The 19,687-nt window shown below is 72.9% G+C and carries 16 protein-coding genes; 13 read left to right on the top strand and 3 right to left on the bottom strand.

Translation table 11 applies throughout. From position 1 onward, the window contains the following. Positions 1 to 25: 25 nt before the first annotated feature. Complete coding sequence (locus WMF36_RS21185) at positions 26 to 550, top strand: hypothetical protein (RefSeq protein ID WP_437581428.1); 525 nt, start codon at positions 26 to 28, stop codon at positions 548 to 550. A gap of 46 nt (positions 551 to 596) precedes the next feature. On the opposite strand, the gene WMF36_RS21180 is transcribed toward WMF36_RS21185, so the two are convergent. Together WMF36_RS21180 and WMF36_RS21175 are read right to left on the bottom strand one after the other, a co-directional pair. Further along, complete coding sequence (locus tag WMF36_RS21180) at positions 597 to 1,106, bottom strand: hypothetical protein (RefSeq protein WP_437581427.1); 510 nt, start codon at positions 1,104 to 1,106, stop codon at positions 597 to 599. Between the two features lie 43 nt (positions 1,107 to 1,149). Then, positions 1,150 to 1,797, bottom strand: coding sequence for a hypothetical protein (locus tag WMF36_RS21175; protein ID WP_437581426.1), 648 nt, complete (start codon positions 1,795 to 1,797; stop codon positions 1,150 to 1,152). Positions 1,798 to 1,975: 178 nt separating this feature from the next. On the opposite strand from WMF36_RS21175, the gene WMF36_RS21170 reads away from it, so the two are divergent. From WMF36_RS21170 to WMF36_RS21115, 12 genes are all read left to right on the top strand, one after another. Next, complete coding sequence (locus WMF36_RS21170) at positions 1,976 to 2,497, top strand: hypothetical protein (RefSeq protein WP_437581425.1); 522 nt, start codon at positions 1,976 to 1,978, stop codon at positions 2,495 to 2,497. Positions 2,498 to 2,505: 8 nt separating this feature from the next. Then, entirely contained in the window at positions 2,506 to 4,731 is a 2,226-nt protein-coding gene (locus WMF36_RS21165) for a type VI secretion system Vgr family protein (RefSeq protein ID WP_437581424.1), read from the top strand. Continuing rightward, on the top strand, positions 4,731 to 6,944 hold the full coding sequence (locus tag WMF36_RS21160; RefSeq protein WP_437581423.1) for a type VI secretion system Vgr family protein: 2,214 nt from the start codon (positions 4,731 to 4,733) through the stop codon (positions 6,942 to 6,944). The genes WMF36_RS21165 and WMF36_RS21160 overlap by 1 nt, the downstream gene beginning before the upstream one ends. Beyond that, positions 6,941 to 9,169, top strand: a complete 2,229-nt coding sequence (locus WMF36_RS21155) for a type VI secretion system Vgr family protein (protein WP_437581422.1) — start codon at positions 6,941 to 6,943, stop codon at positions 9,167 to 9,169. Before WMF36_RS21160 ends, WMF36_RS21155 begins: the two co-directional genes overlap by 4 nt. 51 nt (positions 9,170 to 9,220) lie before the next feature. Further along, entirely contained in the window at positions 9,221 to 9,580 is a 360-nt protein-coding gene (locus tag WMF36_RS21150) for a PAAR-like domain-containing protein (RefSeq protein WP_437581421.1), read from the top strand. Position 9,581: 1 nt separating this feature from the next. Further along, entirely contained in the window at positions 9,582 to 10,280 is a 699-nt protein-coding gene (locus WMF36_RS21145; RefSeq protein ID WP_437581420.1) for a hypothetical protein, read from the top strand. A 9-nt stretch (positions 10,281 to 10,289) separates the two neighbouring features. Continuing rightward, positions 10,290 to 11,093, top strand: a complete 804-nt coding sequence (locus WMF36_RS21140) for a hypothetical protein (protein WP_437581419.1) — start codon at positions 10,290 to 10,292, stop codon at positions 11,091 to 11,093. After that, positions 11,090 to 12,088 (top strand): type VI immunity family protein, encoded by a 999-nt coding sequence (locus WMF36_RS21135; RefSeq protein ID WP_437581418.1) that lies wholly within the window; start codon positions 11,090 to 11,092, stop codon positions 12,086 to 12,088. The genes WMF36_RS21140 and WMF36_RS21135 overlap by 4 nt, the downstream gene beginning before the upstream one ends. Then, on the top strand, positions 12,085 to 13,098 hold the full coding sequence (locus WMF36_RS21130; protein WP_437581417.1) for a DUF2169 family type VI secretion system accessory protein: 1,014 nt from the start codon (positions 12,085 to 12,087) through the stop codon (positions 13,096 to 13,098). Before WMF36_RS21135 ends, WMF36_RS21130 begins: the two co-directional genes overlap by 4 nt. Before the next feature lie 61 nt (positions 13,099 to 13,159). After that, positions 13,160 to 14,935, top strand: coding sequence for a tetratricopeptide repeat protein (locus WMF36_RS21125; protein ID WP_437581416.1), 1,776 nt, complete (start codon positions 13,160 to 13,162; stop codon positions 14,933 to 14,935). A 155-nt stretch (positions 14,936 to 15,090) separates the two neighbouring features. Then, entirely contained in the window at positions 15,091 to 16,191 is a 1,101-nt protein-coding gene (locus WMF36_RS21120) for a beta-ketoacyl synthase N-terminal-like domain-containing protein (protein WP_437581415.1), read from the top strand. Then, a complete protein-coding gene (locus tag WMF36_RS21115; RefSeq protein ID WP_437581414.1) occupies positions 16,188 to 18,899 on the top strand; it encodes a hypothetical protein in 2,712 nt (903 codons plus the stop codon). Before WMF36_RS21120 ends, WMF36_RS21115 begins: the two co-directional genes overlap by 4 nt. Positions 18,900 to 19,298: 399 nt before the next feature. Here the strand turns inward: WMF36_RS21115 and WMF36_RS21110 are convergent, their stop codons facing one another. Next, positions 19,299 to 19,673 (bottom strand): hypothetical protein, encoded by a 375-nt coding sequence (locus WMF36_RS21110; RefSeq protein ID WP_437493586.1) that lies wholly within the window; start codon positions 19,671 to 19,673, stop codon positions 19,299 to 19,301. Positions 19,674 to 19,687: the final 14 nt, after the last annotated feature.

Below are 19,687 nucleotides of genomic sequence, written 5' to 3'. Positions count from 1 at the left end.
CGCGCGAAGGCGCGACAGGAGACCGATGCCCGACGAACGTCCCCCCCTCCCGCAGCTCCCCGGCGGCCCCGACCCGACGCAGCCGGTGCCGCGCTCGCCGGTGGAAGGCGTCGACCTCGACACGTACGCCCGCATCTCCGCCGAGCTCGCCGAGGCGCCCGCCGCTCGATCCAGCGTCCTGGCCTCGCACGGGCTCGACGAGGTGCGGTGGATGGACGTCGAGATGACGTGGCTCCTCCGCGTCGCGACCGCTGCGCTGCAGGCCGACCTCTCGCTCGGCCAGGACCTCGATCGCGCCTACACCGCCGCGCAGGCGGCGCTCGGCCCGTCGGAGCCCGCGTTGCCGATCGAGGACTACGCCCGCCTCACCGCGCGCATCGAGGCGGGCGAGCCCCCGAGCGCCGTGCTGGCCGGCGCCCGGCTCTCGCTCTCCTCCTATACCCGTCAGCAGCGCGCCTGGACCCAGCGCCTCGCCGCCGATCCGACGCTTGCCCGGACCTACCGCGAGATGGTGGCCGCGGCGCGCGCCGCGCTCGGCTCGCCCGGGTGAGCCGCCCCCGCTGCCGCGAGGGCGCCGCGCCCGCCCGCCGTGTCCGTCAGACCTCGACCTCCTCCTCCGGCGGGGCGAGGGCTTGCAGCACCTCGAAGAACCGCCTGGACTGCTCTGCGTCCGCCGCCATCGCGCGCGCGAAATGGCGTGAGAGGCGCAGATAGTCGGCGATCGACAGCCGGCGCGCCGCGAGCGGCTGCGCCGGCGAGCCGGCCGCCTGGATGGCGGCGACCAGCGCCGCGTACCCCTCGACGTCCATCGCGGGCAGCGGCTTCAGCGCGTCCTGCGCCTTCGAGAAGGCGTCGGAGTAGACGATGGGGATGCGCGCGCGCTCGGCGTGGTCCATCACGTCGTCGCCCATTCGCTGCATCCAGTACAGCGTCACCTCGTTCCACTGCGCTTCCGTGAGCCCGCGCGCATCGAGCACGCGCGCGAGCGCGCGATCGCCCTCCGCGAGCTCGGCGGAGATCTGCGCGTGATCGAACAGCGTCACGCCGTGCGGCGCGCCGCGCTCCGCGGTGCTCTGGTCGTCCTCGTCCCTGCCTCGGGCCGGCACCCGGGCATCCTCGCCGCCCCCACCGCCCAAGTCCAGCCTGCCCTCAGGGCGCCACCGAGAACTGCAGGTCAGGCAGCATGGCGTTGAGCTCGTCCACGACGGCCTGCACGTGGCGGCTGCGCACCTGGCGGCCTATGTTCATCAGGCTATCGGTATCGGCGAGGTGCGCGTGCCCCGCGCCGTACTCGTCGTCCACCGGCAGCGCGCTGCCGGCCCCCGTCGGCAGCGTGTGCCCGAACTCGTGCGGTATCGTGTAGAAGCCGCTCCTCGATTGATGCGCGGCATTCCCGACGGCGTGCGGGATCGCGTCGAGCTGATCGAGCTGGATGGTGCGCGCGCGGAAATCGACCCAGCTCCGGGGCGAGGGGGCGCCGGCGCTGAGTTTTTTCACGTTCACCGTCCAGTGGCCTCCGGTGAGGACCCACCGGATGTCGAAGGCGATGGGGAGGTCGCGCACTGGATTCGCCAGCCGGTGCGTGCCGGTCGGCTGGACCCGGAGCCGGCGGCTCCACGCGCCCCAGATGTGCCTGTCGGCGGTGTTATGGAACCGGCGCCGTTCCTGCAAGGTCCACGGCCGGGCCCCGGGGTCGAGCTGCCATACGTACCGCCACTCTTCTTGCACGAAGATGTGCCCGGTTCGGGTATCGAGATCGATGACTCCCCAGGACGGTCGGCGGACGATGTGGCCCATGACGGCCGTCGATGGTAGCGCCTGCGGTGGTTCCGGGTCGATCGTCTCGCGGTGCGTGCACGAACTGCGCCGCGACCGGCGTCAGGCGCGCTGTTCGAAGGATGCATGATTGCGCGCTCCTCGTGTATCCTGGCCGGAGCGAACCTCGCGGGAGGCTTCAGGACCACAGGAGGACCGCATGGCGGGGCAAGTGAAGCGGGCGGCGGTGCGAAAGCTCGATATTCCTCCGAGCCCGCCTTCCGCCCCGGCGTCGGATCCGCCGCCCGCGTCGCAGGCGCAGTCGGCGGCCGCCGGGTTGATGGCCGCGCGGCTCGTCGCGTTCGACGCAGAGGGGCGCACGGCCCGGCTCTCGCTCGGCGGCTCCGAGATCGAGGCGGCGCTCGACGAGGCGCTCTCGCCGCGCGTGCTCGCCACGGCGCTGGTCCGCCGCGAGCGGGTCATCGTCCAGCGCGAGGGCGGGGGCTGGGTCGTGCTCGGCGCCCTGCGCACCGCGCCCACGCCCGGCGTCGACGAGGGCGACGAGTTCCTCATCAAGGCGCGCCGCGTGATCGTCGCGGCGGAGCACGAGCTCGCCATCGCGAGCGGCGCGGCGAGCCTCGTCGTCCGCGCCCAGGGGCTCATCGAGACGGTCGCGCACGACATCACCGCGCGCGCCTCCGGTATCCACAAGATCGTCGGCCGCATCATCCGGCTCAACTGAGGTCGACCGTGGAGCAGCTCCTTTCGCTCTCCCTCGAATGCAGCACGATCCCGGCCGGCCTCACCGCCGTGGCCGCGACCGTCCTGGAGGCCATCTCGCAGCCGACCCATGCCACGGTCGAGCTCGTCGGCCCCGACGACCTCGATCTCGAGCGGCTCATCGGGGAGAAGGCCCACCTCGCCCTCTGCGTCGACGGCGCCCCGGTGCGCCATTTCCACCTCGTCGTGTCCGCGGCGCGGTTCGACGGCCTGCAGCACGGCCACCATCGGCGCTATTTCATCGAGCTGGTCCACGAGCTCTCGCTCCTGACCCTGCGCAGCGACACGCGTATGTTCCAGGAGAAGGACGCGAAGACGATCGTGTCCGAGGTGCTCGAGGGCGCCGGGATCCCGCGCGGTGACGTGGCGTGGTCGCTGCAACGCACGCTCGCCGAGCGCACCTATTGCGTCCAGTCCCGCGAGACGGACCTGAATTTCGCCTCGCGGCTGCTCGAGCACGAGGGCATTCATTACTTCATCCACGACGACGGCGGCGGGACCCACGTCACGTTCGCCGACGCGCAATCGAGCTTCCCTCCTGTCGAGGGGACCGTGGCGTGGCCCATCGTCGACGGGCGCGAGCACGGCGTCGGCGTGCTCGATTTCGAGCTCGAGACGATCGCGACACCGGAGGCGGCGTCCGTGGGCGATTACAACTTCGAGACGCCTCAACTCGACCTCACGTCCACCCACGCCGGGGTCGAGTCGCCGCGCGGCGAGCGCTTCGAGTACGCCGCTGGGCACAGGACGCCGGAGGAGGGCGCGGCGCTGGCGAAGATCCGCTGCGAGGAGATCCTCGCCCGGTCCCGCGTCGGCGCCGGTCACAGCGATCGCTGGACGTTCCGCGCCGGCTCGTGGTTCGAGCTGGAGGAGACGGCCGGCGCGCACCTGTCGCAGAAGTACCTGCTCACCGCCGTGCGGCACGACATCATCGCGCGCGGGCTCGGCACGGCCGGCGGCGGCGACGCGCGCTCCTACACGAACCGGTTCACGGCCATCCCGCACGCGACCCCGTTCCGCGTGCCGCGGACCGCCGCGCGCCCGCGGCTGCGGGGCGCGCACTCCGCGGTCGTCACGGGGCCCGGCGGCGAGATCCACACCGACCGGCTCGGCCGCATGAAGGGCAAGTTCTTCTGGGACCGGCTCGGCAAGGACGACGACACGAGCTCGTGCTGGATGCGCGTCGTCCAGCTCCCCATCGGCGGATCGATGGCCCTCGCGCGGATGACCTGGGAGATGTCGATCGTCTATCTCGACGGCGATCCCGACCGGCCCATCGCCGTGAGCCGGATGTACAACGCGGAGAAGACGTCTCCTTACACCCATCCGGCCGCGGGGACGCGGATGGCGCTCCAGACGCCGTCGAGCCCGGCGAGCGGCAAATCCAATGAGATCCGCATGGAGGACGGGGGTGGCGGGCAGGAGTTCTTCGTCAACGCGTCGAAGGACTTCGACGCGCAGACGAACAACAACAAGACCGAGAAGGTGGGCGTCGACGAGCGGGTGGAGGTCGGCGTCGACGAGCAGATCACGATCGGCGCGAGCCAGACCGTGTCGATCGGCGCGAACCAGACCTCCACGGTCGGCGCCGACCAGGGCCTCCAGATCAAGAGCGATCGCACGGTGTCGATCGGCGCGTCGGAGACCGTCTCGGTGAGCGGCAACATCAGCCAGCTCATCGCGGGCAGCGACGCCGAGACGACCGGCGGCAGCCACACGACGCTCGCCGCGCTCGGCATCGACAAGACGGCCAAGTCGAGCTACTCGCTCACGGTCGGCGGCTCGATGGTCTCGGCGGCCGGCATGGGCGTCTCCGTGGCGGTGGCGGGCGCCAAGTCGGAGACGGTCGGCGGCGCGAAGATCACCGCGTCCGGCAAGTCCGTCACCGAGTCGGTCGTCGGCGCCTACGCCGTCACGGTCGGCGGCGCGTGCGTGCACGCCGCGGCCGCGAACCGGGTCGGCGGCACGAAGGGCGCCGCGGCGGTGACCGTCGGCGGCCTGGCCTCGATGAACGCTGCGGGCAAGGTCGCGATCAACGCGAAGAAGATCAACATCCTCGTCGGCGGGGTGGCGAACCTGCTCGGCGGCGGCGGCGTGCTGACGCTGACGCCCGCCTCCGCGAGCTTCGCGGGCCTCATCACCCTCGACGCCTCGGGCCAGATCAAGATCTCCGGCAACCCCAACCTGGTGGGCTGATGGCGCACGTGGCCGAGCTCTCCGTGGGGGGTACCGGGCTGGAGGTCGCGCGCCTCCAGGGGACCCTCGCGCTGTCCTGCCCCTACGCGCTGTCGGCCGAGGTGTTCACGCGCGACGGCGCCCCCTCCCCAGGCGAGCTCCTGGGCGAGCCGTACGAGCTCGTGCTCTCCGACGGCTTCGGCGGCGTGCTGCCCATCCGCGGCGTGGTCGTCTCGGCCGCCCGCCACGTCGGCGATCTCGCGCAGGGCGCGCGGCTCGAGCTCACGCTGGGGTCGCCCGTCTCACCGCTCGCGCTCGGGCGCGATAGCCGCGTCTTTCAGGAGATGACGGTCGTCGACATCGTGAAGGACGTCCTCGCGCGCGGCCAGGTGGCCGACGTCGAATGGCGCACGAGCGCGTCGTACGCGACGCGGCCCTACACCGCCCAGTACCGCGAGAGCGACTGGGACTTCGTCCAGCGATTGCTGGACGAAGAGGGCATCTATTACTGGTTCGAGCACGAGGACGGAGCGACGAAGCTCGTCCTCGGCGATGACTCGACCACGGCGGCCCCGATCGACGGCGGCGCGGAGCTGTCGTTCCGGGACGACGCGCAGCTGCTCGAGGCGCGGGGCGCCGTGTACCGGGTGACGAAGCGCGCCGCCCTCGCCCACGAGGCGGTCCGCCTGCGCGACTACAATTTCGACAAGCCGCGCCTTCTCATGGACGAGAAGGCCGGCAGCGGCGCGCGCGAGCTCTACGACTTCCCCGGGCGTTTCGCGGTGCCCGGCGACGGCAAGCGCCGCGCGCAGGTCCGCCTGGAGGAGCTGCGGGCACGCCGGGTCGTCGTCGCGGGCGATGCGTCGACGACCCGGTTGCGGGTCGGCCGCGGCTTCGATCTGTCGGAGCACCCGGTCGAGGGGCTCGACGGCAGCTACCTGGTCGAGCGCGTCACCTACGTTGTCTCGGACGACCGCGGTCCGTCGGCGGGCGGGGGCGAGACGCTCCGCATCGCCTGGGTCGCCATCCCGAAGGCGACGCCGTACCGCGCCGCGCGCCGCGGGCCTGTCACGCGCGACCCGGCCGGCCCGGAGACGGGGGTCGTCGTGGGCCCGCCGGGCGAGGAGATCCACCCCGACAGGTCCGGCCGCGTCCGCGTGCAGTTCTACTGGGATCGCCAGGGCCAGCGCGACGACAAGGCCTCGACGTGGATGCGCGTCGGCCAGTTCCCGCTCGGCGGCTCGATGGTCCTGCCGCGCGTCGGCTGGGACGTGCTCGCGCACCACGTCGAGGGCGACGTCGACTTCCCCTACGTGAGCGCGCACCTCTACGACGGGCAGTTCCCCGTCCCCTACAGCCTCCCCGGCAACAAGACGCGGACCTCGTGGCAGACGGCGACGACGCCGGGCGGCGGCTCGTCGAACGAGGTCCGGTTCGAGGACAAGAAGGGCGGCGAGGAGATCTTCATCAACGCGTCGAAGGACATGAACGTCGTCGTCGGCGATAACAGGATGGAGAAGATCGGCGTCAACCTGGAGGAGACGATCGGCGCGAACCTCGACGCCAAGGTCGGCTCGAACCGCAAGGTCGGCGTCGTGTCGAACCAGGACGTGAGCGTCGGCGGCGCGGAGTCGCTCACCGTGTCGGGCAGCCGGTCCGTGGTCGTCGGCGGCTCCGAGACGACGACGATCGGCGCCTCGCGCAGCGTCACCGCGACCATGGGATCGAGCCTCGACGCGACGGGGGGGCGCTCGGTGACGATCGGCGGGACGATGATGGCCATCTCCGCGCTGGGCGTGAACCGCCTCGTGCTGGGCACGGCGAGCGTCACGGTGGGCGGCGCGTGGGTCAGCGCCGCGGCGACCGGCCTCGCGTACCTGACGGGCGGCGCGTGCGCCGAGACGGTCGGCGGCGCCAAGATCAACGCGGGCGCGGCCGGCTGCGCCGTCTCGGTGAAGGGCGCGTGCGCCGAGACGGTCGGCGGCGCGTACGTGATCGCCGCCGGGGCGAACGTGGGCGAGAGCGCGACGTCGCGGCTCGCCTTCACGGTCGGCGGCGCGATGCTCGTCAACGCGCCCACGATCGAGATCGAGGCTGAGAGCGAGATCTCGATGCGCGTCGGGGGCGCCTCGCTCACGATCAAGGCGTCGAGCGTCGAGGTCAAGGCGCCCGCGATCGCCGCGCCCGGCGCGACGATCACGAAGAAGGCCTCGAAGATTGCGCACAACGGATGAGCGACGCGATCTCCCTCCACCAGGCGTTCTTCGCGGCCGAGGGGCTCTCCCCGGAGCTCGCGCGCGTGCGGAGCATCGCCGCCCACGAGGGGCTGAGCCTCTCGTACCAGGTCGAGGTCGAGATCGAGCTCTCCGTGCCCGATCTCGACCCGGGCGGCTGGGTCGGCGCGAGCGCGACGGCGATCGTCGCGAGCCAGGAGGGCGCGCCGCGGCTCTTCTGCGGCGTCGTGACGCGCGTGCGCGAGCGCGCGAGCCGCGGCGACCCGCGCACGATCGCGGTCACGCTCGAGTCGCCGCTCGCGGTCCTCCGGTGCACCACGGATCATCGCATCTTCCAGGAGCAGACGAGCCAGGAGATCGTCTCCGCGCTGCTCGAGGAGCGGGGCATCGACGGCGCGCGCGTCCGGTGGCGGCTGTCCGGAAGCTACCCGAAGCGCGAGGTGTGCACGCAGTTCGGCGAGGACACCTTCACGTTCGTCTCGCGCGTCCTCGAGGAGGACGGCATCTTCTACTTCCACGAGCACGGCGACGAGGGCGCGATCGTCGTCTTCGGCGACTCGAGCTCGGCCTACGCGGAGGCGCAGCCGACCGCGGAGGTCGTGTTCCGGCGCGAGAGCGGGCTCACCTCGGGCTATGCGATCACCGATCTCGCGCTGTTCGAGCGCGCCCGCCCGGCCGAGGTGACGCTCCGGGATCACGACTTCAAGCGGCCCGCGCTCGATCTCGAGGCCAACGCGAGCGGCAAGGCGCCGCTCGGCCGCGAGCATTACGACTACCCCGGCCGCTACGTCGAGCCGTCGGAGGGCGCGCGGCGCGCGCGGATCCGCCTCGAGGCGTTCGAGGCCGCGTCGCAGGGCGCGCGCGGCGCGAGCACCGTGGCCTCGCTGACGCCGGGCCACACGGTGAAGCTCACGGACGCGCCGGAGCAGGCGCTCGAGGGCGAGTGGGTCGTCCGCGAGATCGAGCACGTGTGGGAGGACGCGTCCGGGGAGGGCACCTACAGGAACCGCTTCCACCTCCTGCCGAAAGATCTCCCGTTCCGCCCGCCCGCGTCGGCGCCGGAGTGCGACGTGCCGGGTCCGCAGCTCGCGACCGTGACGGGCCCCGCGGGCGAGGAGATCCACACCGACGCGTTCGGGCGCGTCAAGGTGCAGTTCCCCTGGGATCGGCGCGGCACCGGCGACGACAAGAGCTCGTGCTGGGTGCGCGTCGCGCAGCTGCACTCGAGCGGCGCGGTGGCGATCCCGCGCGTCGGCTGGGAGGTCGTCGTCGATTTCGAGGGCGGCGATCCGGATCGGCCCATCGTCCTCGGGCGCGTCTACAACGGCAAGTACGGCCCGCCGTACAAGCTTCCCGACGGCAAGACCCAGTCGGCGCTGCAGTCGTCGTCGAGCCCCGGCGGCGGGGGGCACAACGAGATCCGCATGGAGGACGGCGGGGGCGGCGAGCACGTCCATGTCCACGCGGAGAGGGATCTCAACGTCGTCGTCGCCAACAACAAGACCGAGAAGGTCACGAACGTCGCGACGCTCGGCGTCGGCTCGAACCACGAGCAGACGGTGGGCGCGAACGCCACGCTGGACGTCGGCGCGCAGGAGGACATCGAGATCGGCGGGTCGCAGACGATCGCTGTCGGCGGGTCGCGGACCGAGGCCGTGAGCAGCGATGAGAAGGTGGATGTCAAGGGCTCGCGCTCGCTCACGATCGGCGGCAGCCACACGACGATGACGCCCATGTCGGTCAGCGCGAGCACGCCGGCCTCGTTCAGCGAGACGATCGGCGGCAGCGCCGTCGAGGCGGCCGCGCTCGGCGTCGGGATGGCCGTCGCCGGCGTCACAAGCATCAGCGTGGGCGGCGCCGAGATCGCGGCGTGCGCGACCGGCGCGAGCTCGTTCACCCTCGGCGCGCACGCGACGACGGTCGGCGGCGCCTTCATCTCGGCGAGCGGAAAGGACGTCGCGATCAATGTCGGCGGCGCCAAGGCCACGACGGTCGGCGGCGTCTGGGCGGCGCAGGCCGGCGGCGACATCGCCATCTCGAGCGGCTCGACGCTCAACATCACCGTCGGCGGCGCGCTGTCGATGAACGCCGCCTCGATCACGCTCAAGGTCGGCGGGTCCAACGTGACGATCTCCGCCGGCTCCGTCGTCATCAAGTCGTCGACGATCAAGCTCACCGCGACCGGACCTCAACCCGAGCTTGCCCCCATGGTGGCGGACAAGTAGCGAGGAGGCCTCCGCCGCGCCCCGGCACGGACTTGAACGAGTATGCCTCTCTTGAACCAGAACAAGATGTGCGCGAGCGTCGCGTCGGTCCACACCTCCGTCACGTCGGGGCCGCTCGACATCTGCAAGACGCCGACGCCCGGCGGTCCGGTCCCCATGCCGTACCCCAACGTGGCCGTCTCCTCGACGATGGGCCCGGGCTACACGACGAAGACGCTCAGCATCGCCACGCCGATGTGGACCAAGAAGGGGAAGAGCGCGCTCTCCAACGGGGATCAGCCGGGCGTCGCGCTGGGCGTCGTCAGCAACAAGATCATGGGTATGGTCGCCATCCTGATGGCGTCGACCGACGTGGACGCCGAGGGCGGCGGCGTCGTGCGGACCGGCGACAAGTCGAACGGGAACATCTGAGATGGCCGTCCAGGCTCCCGAGCAGCTCGTCCACGGCGGAGGCGGGCTCGCGGCGTCGGGCTACAAGGATGTGATGTGCCAGGCCTTCCGCGAGGCCGTCGACGAGCATTGCTCGAAGCCGAAGGGGAAGCGCGGGTCGTTCAACAACAAGTTCTACGACAAGCTCCGGCGCCACAACCCCGAGCTGGCGGGGCGCATCCAGCGCGAGGTGCCCATCGTGTTCGGCGGGGCCGCCGGGTCGGCTGGCCAGCTCGCGGCGAACCTGACGAACGCGCCCGGCGCGGCCGGCGCCGCGGCGAACGCGGTCCTCGCCGCGCACCAGGCGGGCGTGCGCGCCTTCGCGGGGCCCGGCGCGGCCGCGGTGACCGGCGCGCTCGCGAACCCCCGCATCCCGGCCGGCCCCTGGGGGATCGTCGGCCTCGGCGCCATGGAGGGCATCCGCAGGGGCGCGCCGCTGTTCAGCCGCATCAAGTTCGCGCTCTTCCGGCTCATGAACCGCGGCGTCCGGGTGAAGTTCCCGGACGGGCTCATCGGCCGGCAGGTGATCGAGATCAAGGGCCCTGGCGACACGATGAGCAAGGGCCAAGCCAAGGACTATCAGGCGTTCAGCAGGCCCGATCCGCCGATCGTGCCGAGCTGCGAGTCATGCGCCCCGGCCAACTGCGATAACAAGAAGACAAGCAACGGTGGATGCAAGTGACGGTGAACGGTGCCTGTTCTCTATGACATGGAGTTCGCTGCGGGCGGCCTGCTCGTCGCCTACCGCGCGAGCGCCGAGCCGCAAGAGCTCACCATCGAGGTGGAGACGGCGGGCACGGCCGAGTTCCCGATGTCGGTCGCGTCGCTCCGCGCCCTGATCGAGGCGATCAACCGCGGCGCGGCGGGCGGGGCGGTCTTCGACCCCCTCCTCGGCGCGGCCGAGCGCATCGACGGGCCCTGGGAGGCCGAGGGCGTCCTCGGCCCGGCGTACCGCTGGAGGCTGCGCGTCGCCGGCGTCGCGCCGCTCTTCCTCCGCAACGTCGTCGAGGAGCTCCGGCGCGCGGGCGCGGATCACCCGGTGACGCGGATGAGCCTCGTCGGGACGCTGCCGCTCGACGGCGGCGAGCTGTCGGTCCGCGAGGGCCTCGTGCGCTCGTGGCTCGACGATCGCTCGACGTACCTGGAGGCGTGGCCGCACCGGGAGTTCCCGGTGGACGTCGAGCCGACCGATCATGTCGCTAACCTGCGCGTCGAGCTCGCCGCCTCGATCACCCCCGGGATCCGCGTCGAGCTCGAGGCGATGAGCGTGTGGTGGCTCAACTTCATCCGCAACTACGTCTCCGAGGACGGGCTCGAGGTCATCATGAACCCGTCGAAGACCTTGCCCACGTTCGGGTCCAGCCGCACCGAGTTCCGGGCCCATTACGCCGAGCTCCCCTACAAGCGCGCTCCGGCGCGCGCGCTGCTCGAGAACCTCCTCTACCGCTTTCACCGGAGGGTCGCGCCCATCGCGCGCGTCGCGCTGAAGCTATGAGCCACGAGGTCGCGCCGGAGCCGCTCGCGCGGCTGGCCAACAGGACGCCGATCGTCTACGGGGCGCTCGGCGCGGTCCTCCACCTCGAGCCGCTCGCCGCGGAGGACGAGGCGCGGCTCGATGCGGTCAACGACATGGTGTGGGACTGGATCGGCCCCGCGCTGACGCACGTATCGCTCTCGTGCGCCGAGCGCCCCGAGGCGGTCCGGCGCGCGCACCTCGATTACATCTCGACTCATGGAGCGAACCTCGGCGTCCCTCCGGTCCCCGGCGGCGGACCGGAGGATCAGCGGATCTCCGCTCACCTCGTGCGGCTCGGCCGGGACGAGATGTCCGTCGTGTGCAGCGGGTCGCGCGACCCCTTCGAGGCGTCACCGTACTCGTACCGCTTCTGGGCGGAGATCGGCGATCTCCCGGAGGGCTCGGACGCTCTGCACCTGACGGCCCACGCGGTCCTGCACCTGACCGTGCCGGAGACGTGGCCGCTCGCGGATTTCCACGCGCGGATCTGCGCCATCGCGGCGAAGCTCCGGCTCCGCTGGGGCGCCGCGGGGTACACGTTCTCCGACTGCGAGGCGCAGAACTACCAGGCGCCCGCGGCCGCCATCTATGCGCATTCGCGCAGGTACTGGGGTTACGACGTGGCGGAGTACGTGCGGCTCACCGAGGCGTTCCATCGGCGGATCCGTACCGTGAGCTGGCTCACGTGGCTTGGGCCCTCGATGCTCGACGAGTTGCGGGCCGGAGGCGGCCTCGGCGCGCCGCGCCTGTCGACCTGGACGGCGTCGGGCGACGGGGTGCTGATCCAGGCGGGCGGCGCGCCTGAGCGCGGCGACGTGAACCGGCGGCAGGTTCCGCCGGCCTACCGGGAGGTCGACGCGCTGGTGCGCCCGCTCCGCGCCGCGGGCGGCGCCGACCTGCAGTTCTTCGCGCCCTGGGACGAGCGCTCGATCGAGCGGTGGCTCCGCCGCTTCGAGGTGCTCGGCGGCCCATGATCCGCATCATCAACCAGACCCCGGGCCAGCATCTCGCGGTCCCGGTGAAGAGCAAGGAGGGGCGCGATCGGCTCGCGATCATCGTCAAGATCACGTTCGCCGTGGACGCGCGCGGCGGCGTGACGATCGATCCGGACGGGCCTGCGCCTTACCTGGCGGACGAGTTCAACGGCGCGGACGCGGCGAGGGCGAGCATCCGGAAGCCGTCCGATCTCTTCGATGAGAAGCCCGGGACCGACGTGCTCTTGCTCGGGCACGCCCACGCGCGCTCTCCAGGGCAGGCGAAGCACGTCGACGTGTCGTTGAAGATGGGCTCCATCGCGAAGACGGTCCGGGCCTTCGGCCAGCGCGCGTGGGCGCTCGGCGCGATGGGCGGGCTCACGCCGGGCCCGGCGCAGCCCATCGTGGAGCCGGTCCCCTTGCTGTACGAGCTCGCGTGGGGCGGCCTCGATCTCTCCGATCCGGAGCGGCCGTTCGGCGAGCCGAGGAACACCGTCGGCCGCGGCGCCATGCGCGACGTGCGCTCGCTCGTCGATCAGGCGGCCGCGCGGATCGAGGACCCGGCTCACCCGATCGGGGGGCACCGCAACGTACCGGCCGGGTTCGGCGCGATCCATCGCCACTGGCAGCCGCGCGCCTCGTACGCGGGCACCTACGGCCCCGAGTGGATGGAGACGAAGATGCCGCTCTTGCCGGACGATTTCGACAGCCGGTTCCACGTCTGCGTCCCCGAGGATCAGTGGTCGCCGACGCCGCTGCGGGGCGATGAGCCGATCGAGGTCACCGGCGCAACGCCGCAGGGCCGGTGGGTCTTCGCGCTGCCGCGCGTGCACCTCGGGTTCACGAGCTTCGCGCTCGGCGCCCGCACCGAGCACCGCACGCACCTGGATACCGTGCTGATCGACGCGGACGCGATGCGCGTCGAGCTCACGTGGCGCGCGGCGATCCCTTTGCCCAGGAAGTACGAGATGTTAGAGTGGGTCCACGTGGTTCATAAGCGGGTCGTGTGACCGCCGCGGGCCGCGAGGGATGCCGTCGGGATCAAGTCGAGGGGGCGAGGAGGCGCGTGGAATGGCGCTCGTGAGCACGGCCGACGCTGGGGGCGTCGAGGCCGCCTTTCGCGATTTTCTGGGGAACGATGTCACCGTGGAGGCGTTCGGCGCCGCCGCGAGCCGCCGCCGGCTGCTCGGCGAAGCGCCGCTCTCGCGCACGGTGCACGTGGCGCTCTCCGGTGAGGGCAAGGACGCGCGCGCGGCGGCCGACGCGCTCGCGGAGGCGGTCGTCCCCTGGGGCTCGTTCGTGCTCCTGCAGGGCCTGGTCGGGACGGCGTTCACGCGGCAAGGCCGCTACGACGACGCGCTCCGTGTCCACCTGACGGCGCTGCGCCTCACGCCGCGGTGGCACCCGACCTCGGTCTACCGCGTGCTCGACGCCATCGCCGACGACCTCGTGCACCTCGGCCGCTTCGACGAGGCCGCGCGCCTCGCCGAGCGCGCGCTCGAGTGGGACCCGACCAACCCGGACGCGCTCCTGACCCTCGGTGTGGCGCTGGCCAGGGCGGGCGATCGCGGCCGCGCGGGCGGCGTCCTCACCTACCTCGCGTCCTCGGGCTACTCCGAGGCGTTCCTCCGCGCGCTGATCGGCGCGCTCGGCGGAGACGGGGCGAAGGCGCAGCCGTACGCGCCGGACCTCGCGAAGATCCCGGCCCTGTCGGATGACGCGTGGCTGCGCTTCTGCGCGGTGAACGCGCTGAACCCGTTCGCCGAGGGCGAGGAGCAGCGGCGGGCGCATGCGGTCGCCTGCCTCGCCCGCGGTCACCACGATTACGCGCTGTTCGCCACGCGCCAGGCGCCGAAGTGGGTCACGGAGGACTCGCCCATCGACGGGCGCGTCGCCCGCGCCTGGGCCAAGGCGCGCGAGGAGGCCATCGTGGCGCTCGACGCGGCGCGCGGCGTCGTCGAGGCGCTCGCGCGCGAGGAGGACGGGCAGTTTGGGGAGGAGTCGGAGGTGCGGTTCCAGTTCGCCGACGCGTGCGTCGAGCGCGGGGACGCCGGGCCGTTGCTCGCGATGCTCCTCGACCCGAGCCGGGAGGTCGTGCTCTACGCGGCGCGCGCCCTCGTCAAGCTCGGGCGCACCGAGCATGCGCCGCTCATCGAGGCGATGGCCGCGGGCGAGCGCGCGCTCGGGTGGGACGACCTGCCCTCGGCCGTGAAGGTGCTCTCGGCGATGAAGCGCGCGGGCGGCGGCGCGAAGAAGAAGCCCGCCCCCGCGAAGGGCAAGGCCGCGCGGCTCCGCGGGCGGGCGCTCGTCGCGAAGGTGATCGAGGCGATCGCGGGCACGGACGCGATCGCGGATCCGCGGCCGGTCCCTGCGGCGAAGCTCAAGAAGCTCACGTTCCCGTGCAAGAAGCCGCTGTCACCTGGCCTCGCGGCCTTCCTCGCGTTCGACGCGAGCTTCCTCGGGCTGTTCGAGGACCCGGAGGCGCCCCGCTTCGCGCCGAGGACGCTCCGCCAGATCGCGGAGGCGGAGTTCGACCCGATGCTCGCGGGCATGTTCGAGGGCATCGAGGAGGCGCTGCCGGGGGAGGCCTACCTCCTCGGCGCGCAGGACGGCGAGGCGCGGGACGTGCTCTATGTCGGCGAGCCCGACGCCGCGGGCGAGTACCCGGTGCTGGAGATGCGCGTGGATCCGCCCGGGGTCCGCGTCGCGTACCCCGGCGTGGACGTCTACCTCGCGCACCTCTTCGAGGTCGTCCTGTTCGACCCGGACGCGAACCCCGAGGACGCGCGCGCGCTCGAGGCACACAGCAAGCTCGACCTGAGCGGGTGGTCGGCGCCGCCCGAATGACGGGCGCCCGAGCGTGCCGGTGGGGCTGTTCCTCGAGGCCTGCGGAACGGGTCGGCGACCCGTTGGCCCACCGCGGAGGGGTACTCCCGGGCGCGCGCAGGGAATGCTTCATGGCAGTGCGCCGGCTCCGTTCCCGCTGGTAGGATGCGCCGGCGATGGCCGCCTCCTCGCCCCCCGCCGGGCACCCGCCGCTGCCCGCCTCCGACGTCGTCGTCGTCGGCGTGGGGGCTCGCGCGCCGAGCGGGCTCACGGCCCTGCAGGTGACGATGAGCGTGCGCGCGCTGAAGATGGACCCGCGCGAGTCCCACCTCATCGACAGGCACGGCGAGCCGATGGTCATGTGCCGGCTGCCCTCCATCGGTGACGAGGTCATGGGTGTCGACCGGTTCGTGGCGCTCGGCGGGCCGGCGCTCACCCAGGCGGCGTTCGCGTGGCTCGCCGCGGAGCGCAGGAATGGGCGGACCGCGCGGCCGTTGCCCGTCCTCGTGGCGCTGCCGAGCCGGCGCCGCCCCGGGCTCGACGCGCGCCTCGAGCAGCACCTGCTGCGCGGCCTCGAGGCGCGCTCGCAGGTGCCGATCGACCACGCGCGCTCGGGCCTGATCTTCGGCTGTCGCGGCGGGGGCGTCGAGGCCTTTCGGCTGGCGATCGAGCGCCTCCGCGCGGGCGAGCACGACGCGGTGGCCGTGGGCGGCGTGGACAGCTGGTTCGACCCCGACGCGCTCGAATGGCTGGATCGCGAGCTCCGCCTGCACTCCATGCAGACCGAGAACGGCTTCATCCCGGGCGAGGGGGCGGGGTTCTCGCTGCTCACCTCCCGGCGGAGCGCGGCGTCGCTGCCCCGCCTGGCCCAGATCCTCGGCGCCGGCGTGGCGTCGGAGCCACGACCGTACGGCTCGGACGAGCCGTGCCTCGGAGAGGGGATCACCGCGGCCGTGAAGCGCGCGGTCGCGCCCGTGGGCGCCCGGGCGCGCCGGATCCCGTGGGTGATGACGGACGTCGTGAACGAGCGGCACCGCGTCGATGAGTGGAGCTACGTCATGGCGCGCGCCTTCGAGGCCTTCTCGCCCGACGTGATCCACGATCAGCCGCTGCTGAAGACCGGCGACCTCGGCGCGGCGAGCGCCGCGGTGCTCCTCGCGATCGCCGCGATGCGCTGGCAGACCGGCTGCGCCGCCGCCGACTGCGCGCTCATCGGCGCCCACTCCGAGGGCCCCGAGCGCGGCGCCCTCCTCGCCAGCCGCGACCCGACCCCATGAGCTCCTCGAGCGTGCCCCCCCGCGATGTGCCCGCCGAGCCCGGGAAGAACGCGGCCGTGCTGGCCCAGCGGGCCGTGGAGGACGTGCTCTCCGCCGTGCCCGAGATCCCGTTCCAGATGGATCGCGCCGGCATCGGCGACCGGCTGCGCCGGGCCGTGCAGTGCGGCTACGCGGTGCTCGACAGCGACGTGCTCGCGCCGGTCCACCACGACGGGCTCGCCGAGGCCGCGGCGCTCGTGCGCGAGGCGCGCGAGCTGCTCGCGCGCGCCGGCGATCGCCGCGAGGCGCCGGCGCTCGGCAGGGCGCTCGGCGCGCTCGACCTGGCCGCATCGGCGCTCGCGATGGGCGCGACGGCCGTGGCGCAGATCCAGCTCGAGCGCCGGAGCGAGCTCACGGGCGGCGGCCGGCACCGCGAGCCGCCGCGCGAGCGACCGTTCCGCGCGAGCCAGGGCACGCCGTCGCTGCACGCGTTCCCGCGGCGCCGGCTCGTCCCGGAGCCCTCGCTCGACCCGATCGTCCCGCTGCGCGAGCCGCAGCCCGCGCCGCGCAAGCTGAAGCCGCCCGCGACGCTCGACGCGCTGAAGGCGTTCGCCCGCGCGGCGGCGGCGGGCGAGATCGAGGAGAAGCTCGGCGAGAACGCGGCGGAGGCGCCGGCCGCCCCGGCCGAGGAGCCGCCCCGCTTCGTCCACGAGCCCGCCGTCGAGGAGGCGGAGATGCTCCGGCGCCTCGGGCGCGACTGCCTCGAGGACATCGCCATCCACGGCGATCTGCGCAAGCCGAACGCCATCGAGACGTGGGTGGATCAGGAGCCGTTCGAGCAGCGCCTGCTCGACAACGTCGACTGCTTCGCCAGCGTCGGCGCCGCGGCCTTGCCGCTCGTGTCGCTCTATTTCGCCGAGGCGAGGGCGCCGGATCCGGGGCGCGCGTTCGCCGTGGCGCTGGCGCTCGGCGCGATCGAGGGCCGCGACACGGTCGACGCGGCGCTGGCCACGCTCCGGCACAGCGCGCCCGAGACGTACCCGGGGTGGGTCGAGGGCCTCTGGCTCGCCCCGAACCCCGAGATCGACGCGGCGCTGGTCGAGCTCGCGGCCGGCCCGCTCGCGCCGCTCGCCGCCGTGGCGCTCGACGTGCTCACGCTCCGGCAGGCGGTGCCGTTCGATCTCGCGTCGCGGCTCGCGGGGTCGGAGCGGCCCGAGCTCGCGGAGCGCGCGCTCCGCGCGCTCGCCGTGGCCGGCCCGCGCGACGAGGCGCTCGCGGTGATCGATGGCGTGCTCGCGCGTACGGGGAGCGACGCCGTGTTCCTCGCCGGCGCCGAGGCGGCGATGCGGCGGGGGCACGGGCCGACGCGCTCGCTCCTGCGCGTGACGCTGGCGGGCCGGGCGGGCCCGGCGCGCGCCGCGGGCGCGGCGTGGCTGCTGTGTCTCGGCGGGCACGGGAGCGATCTGGAGCCGCTGCTCGCCAGCGTGGCCGCGGCGCCCACCGCCCAGCTCGTGCGCGGCCTCGGGCGCTTCGGGCACATCGGGGCGCTCGGCTTCCTGGTGAGCCTGCTCGGCTCCGGCGACGAGCCGCTCGTGGAAGCAGCGGCCGAGGCGCTGGAGCGCATCACGGGCGCGGGCCTGCGTGAGACGGTCGAGGAGCCGTGGGAGGTGGAGCTGCCTCCCGAGGTCGAGGCTGCGGTCCTGGGCGACGCGCTGCCGATCCCTGTCCGCAAGGTGGAGAAGGTCGTCACCGACCCCGCGCGCTGGGAGGCTTCCCTGCGGCGCGACGCGCGCCGGCTCGATCCGGAGGTGCGCACGCGCGGCGGGCGGCCGTTCACCGTGCTGTCGATCGTCGACGAGATCGAGGCGAGGTCGACCCCGCCGCCGCGGCGCCACGAGGCCGCGCTCGAGCTCTGGATCGCGACGGGGCTCGTCTCTGCGTTCTCGCCGGACGATTGGGTCGCGCGGCAGCGCGCCCACCTGGCGGAGCTCCGCGGTCGCGTGAGCGACGCGAGCTTCCCCGCGGGCCGGTGGGCGCTCGAGTGGACGCGGAGCAGCCTGCCGCCGCCGCCTCCCGCCGCGCCGGTGTCGCGCCGGCCGCTCGCTTCCACGATGGTGGCCTTTCCGCGGGTGGAGGTGGCGGGAGCGCTGCCGTTCGCCCCGCCGCCTCCGGGCGCGGCGCCCCCGCGCACGCCGTCGGCCGCGCGGACCGCCGGTGACACGGCGCTGCCGTTCGTGTCGCCGCCGTCCGCGCCCGCGCCCGCGCCGCCCGTGCCCGCGTTCGCGCCGCCCGTGCCCCCCGTGCCCGCGCCCGCGCCGTCCGCGCCCGCGCCGCCCGCGCCGCCCGCGCCCGCGCCCCTCGTATCGGGGGGCGCCATGCACGCGCCGCGCGACGTCTTGCCGTTCAAGAGGTCTGCGGCCGCGGAGCCAGCGCCGGCGGCGGTCAAGGCGACGCCGTCCTACGCTGGATTGCCGTTCAGGGCGCCGGCCGATGCCGGCGCAGCTGCCGATGCGTCGGCCCTCACGCTCGAGCAGCACGCCTGGCTCTGGACCCGGCGCCTCGTCGAGCCCGCGAGGAGCGCCGAGCTCCTCGCGCAGCATGGCATCGCGGGCGAGGGCGCCTGGCTCGCGGCCGACCGTGCGTGGCAACGGCGCTTGAGCGCCGACCAGGCGCTCCACGAGCGCTGGCGTCACCTGGTCGCCTACTACCGCGGGCAGGGGCCCCGCTGACACGCCCCGGCGAGCCCCCTAGTACTACAGCCGCACGTCGCGGAATCTCCGCGGATTTCGATGAGCGGGCGGACGATCGTGACGCTTGGCTCCTCCGCACACGGATGGAGCCCAGCTCGTTCGGTGCTCACCGACGTGCGGCTGTAGTACTAGAGCGACAAACGGGTTGAAACCCCGAGAAAAAGCATGAATTTCACAGGGAGGCGGGGAGGCGGGGAGCGAGAGACGGCGGGAGGGAGAGATTCATTTTTTTCTTCCTCCCCGCCTCCCCGCCTCCCTGTGAAAATTCTCCGGGTTTCAACGTGATCGGTGTCCTAGCGGCGGCCCGGCCTGCCGGACTAGCCCCCGAGGGCCTTCTCGAGGGGAGGCCGTCGAGGAGCCGGGTGGGGGCCGAAAAGCTCAGAGCTCCATCGCCTGTGCGACGGTCTCGATCATCCGCGGGATGGCGACGGAGATGAGGATCCCCAGGTTCGCCCGCCTGTTGTCCACCAGCATGCCCTGGAGCAGCTTCCCGTGGTTCAGCACCACCACGGTGTGGTTGCCCGCCATGTCGAGCATGTAATACCGCCCGAGCGATGGGAAATTCGAGTCGCGCAGCGAGCTGTCCAGCTCCTCGGTGATGCGCGTGAAGAGGGCCACCGCCACCGGCTGCTGGTTGAAGCCGGCGAGCGACAGGCCTGCCGTGCGTTCCCAGATGTCGGTGGCCAGCAGCCCGTCGCGGAGGATGTTGCGGAGGTCATGGACTGCGGCGTCGAGGACTTTGGTATCGATCATCGTGCTTCCGTCGC

The organism is Sorangium sp. So ce887 (genome assembly GCF_051521455.1).
Taxonomy (GTDB): domain Bacteria; phylum Myxococcota_A; class Polyangia; order Polyangiales; family Polyangiaceae; genus Sorangium.
Note: the sequence above shows the minus strand (reverse complement) of the source record. Positions and strands in the feature narration are given on the sequence as shown.

What these genes read in the sequence shown, in the direction of transcription:
- WMF36_RS21130 (WP_437581417.1), top strand. Translation starts at nt 12,085, where the DNA reads ATGATCCGCATCATCAACCAGACCCCGGGCCAGCATCTCGCGGTCCCG.
- WMF36_RS21145 (WP_437581420.1), top strand. Translation starts at nt 9,582, where the DNA reads ATGGCCGTCCAGGCTCCCGAGCAGCTCGTCCACGGCGGAGGCGGGCTC.
- WMF36_RS21125 (WP_437581416.1), top strand. Translation starts at nt 13,160, where the DNA reads ATGGCGCTCGTGAGCACGGCCGACGCTGGGGGCGTCGAGGCCGCCTTT.
- WMF36_RS21155 (WP_437581422.1), top strand. Translation starts at nt 6,941, where the DNA reads ATGAGCGACGCGATCTCCCTCCACCAGGCGTTCTTCGCGGCCGAGGGG.
- WMF36_RS21170 (WP_437581425.1), top strand. Translation starts at nt 1,976, where the DNA reads ATGGCGGGGCAAGTGAAGCGGGCGGCGGTGCGAAAGCTCGATATTCCT.
- WMF36_RS21135 (WP_437581418.1), top strand. Translation starts at nt 11,090, where the DNA reads ATGAGCCACGAGGTCGCGCCGGAGCCGCTCGCGCGGCTGGCCAACAGG.
- WMF36_RS21160 (WP_437581423.1), top strand. Translation starts at nt 4,731, where the DNA reads ATGGCGCACGTGGCCGAGCTCTCCGTGGGGGGTACCGGGCTGGAGGTC.
- WMF36_RS21185 (WP_437581428.1), top strand. Translation starts at nt 26, where the DNA reads ATGCCCGACGAACGTCCCCCCCTCCCGCAGCTCCCCGGCGGCCCCGAC.
- WMF36_RS21115 (WP_437581414.1), top strand. Translation starts at nt 16,188, where the DNA reads ATGAGCTCCTCGAGCGTGCCCCCCCGCGATGTGCCCGCCGAGCCCGGG.
- WMF36_RS21175 (WP_437581426.1), bottom strand. Translation starts at nt 1,797, where the DNA reads ATGGGCCACATCGTCCGCCGACCGTCCTGGGGAGTCATCGATCTCGAT.
- WMF36_RS21120 (WP_437581415.1), top strand. Translation starts at nt 15,091, where the DNA reads ATGGCCGCCTCCTCGCCCCCCGCCGGGCACCCGCCGCTGCCCGCCTCC.
- WMF36_RS21110 (WP_437493586.1), bottom strand. Translation starts at nt 19,673, where the DNA reads ATGATCGATACCAAAGTCCTCGACGCCGCAGTCCATGACCTCCGCAAC.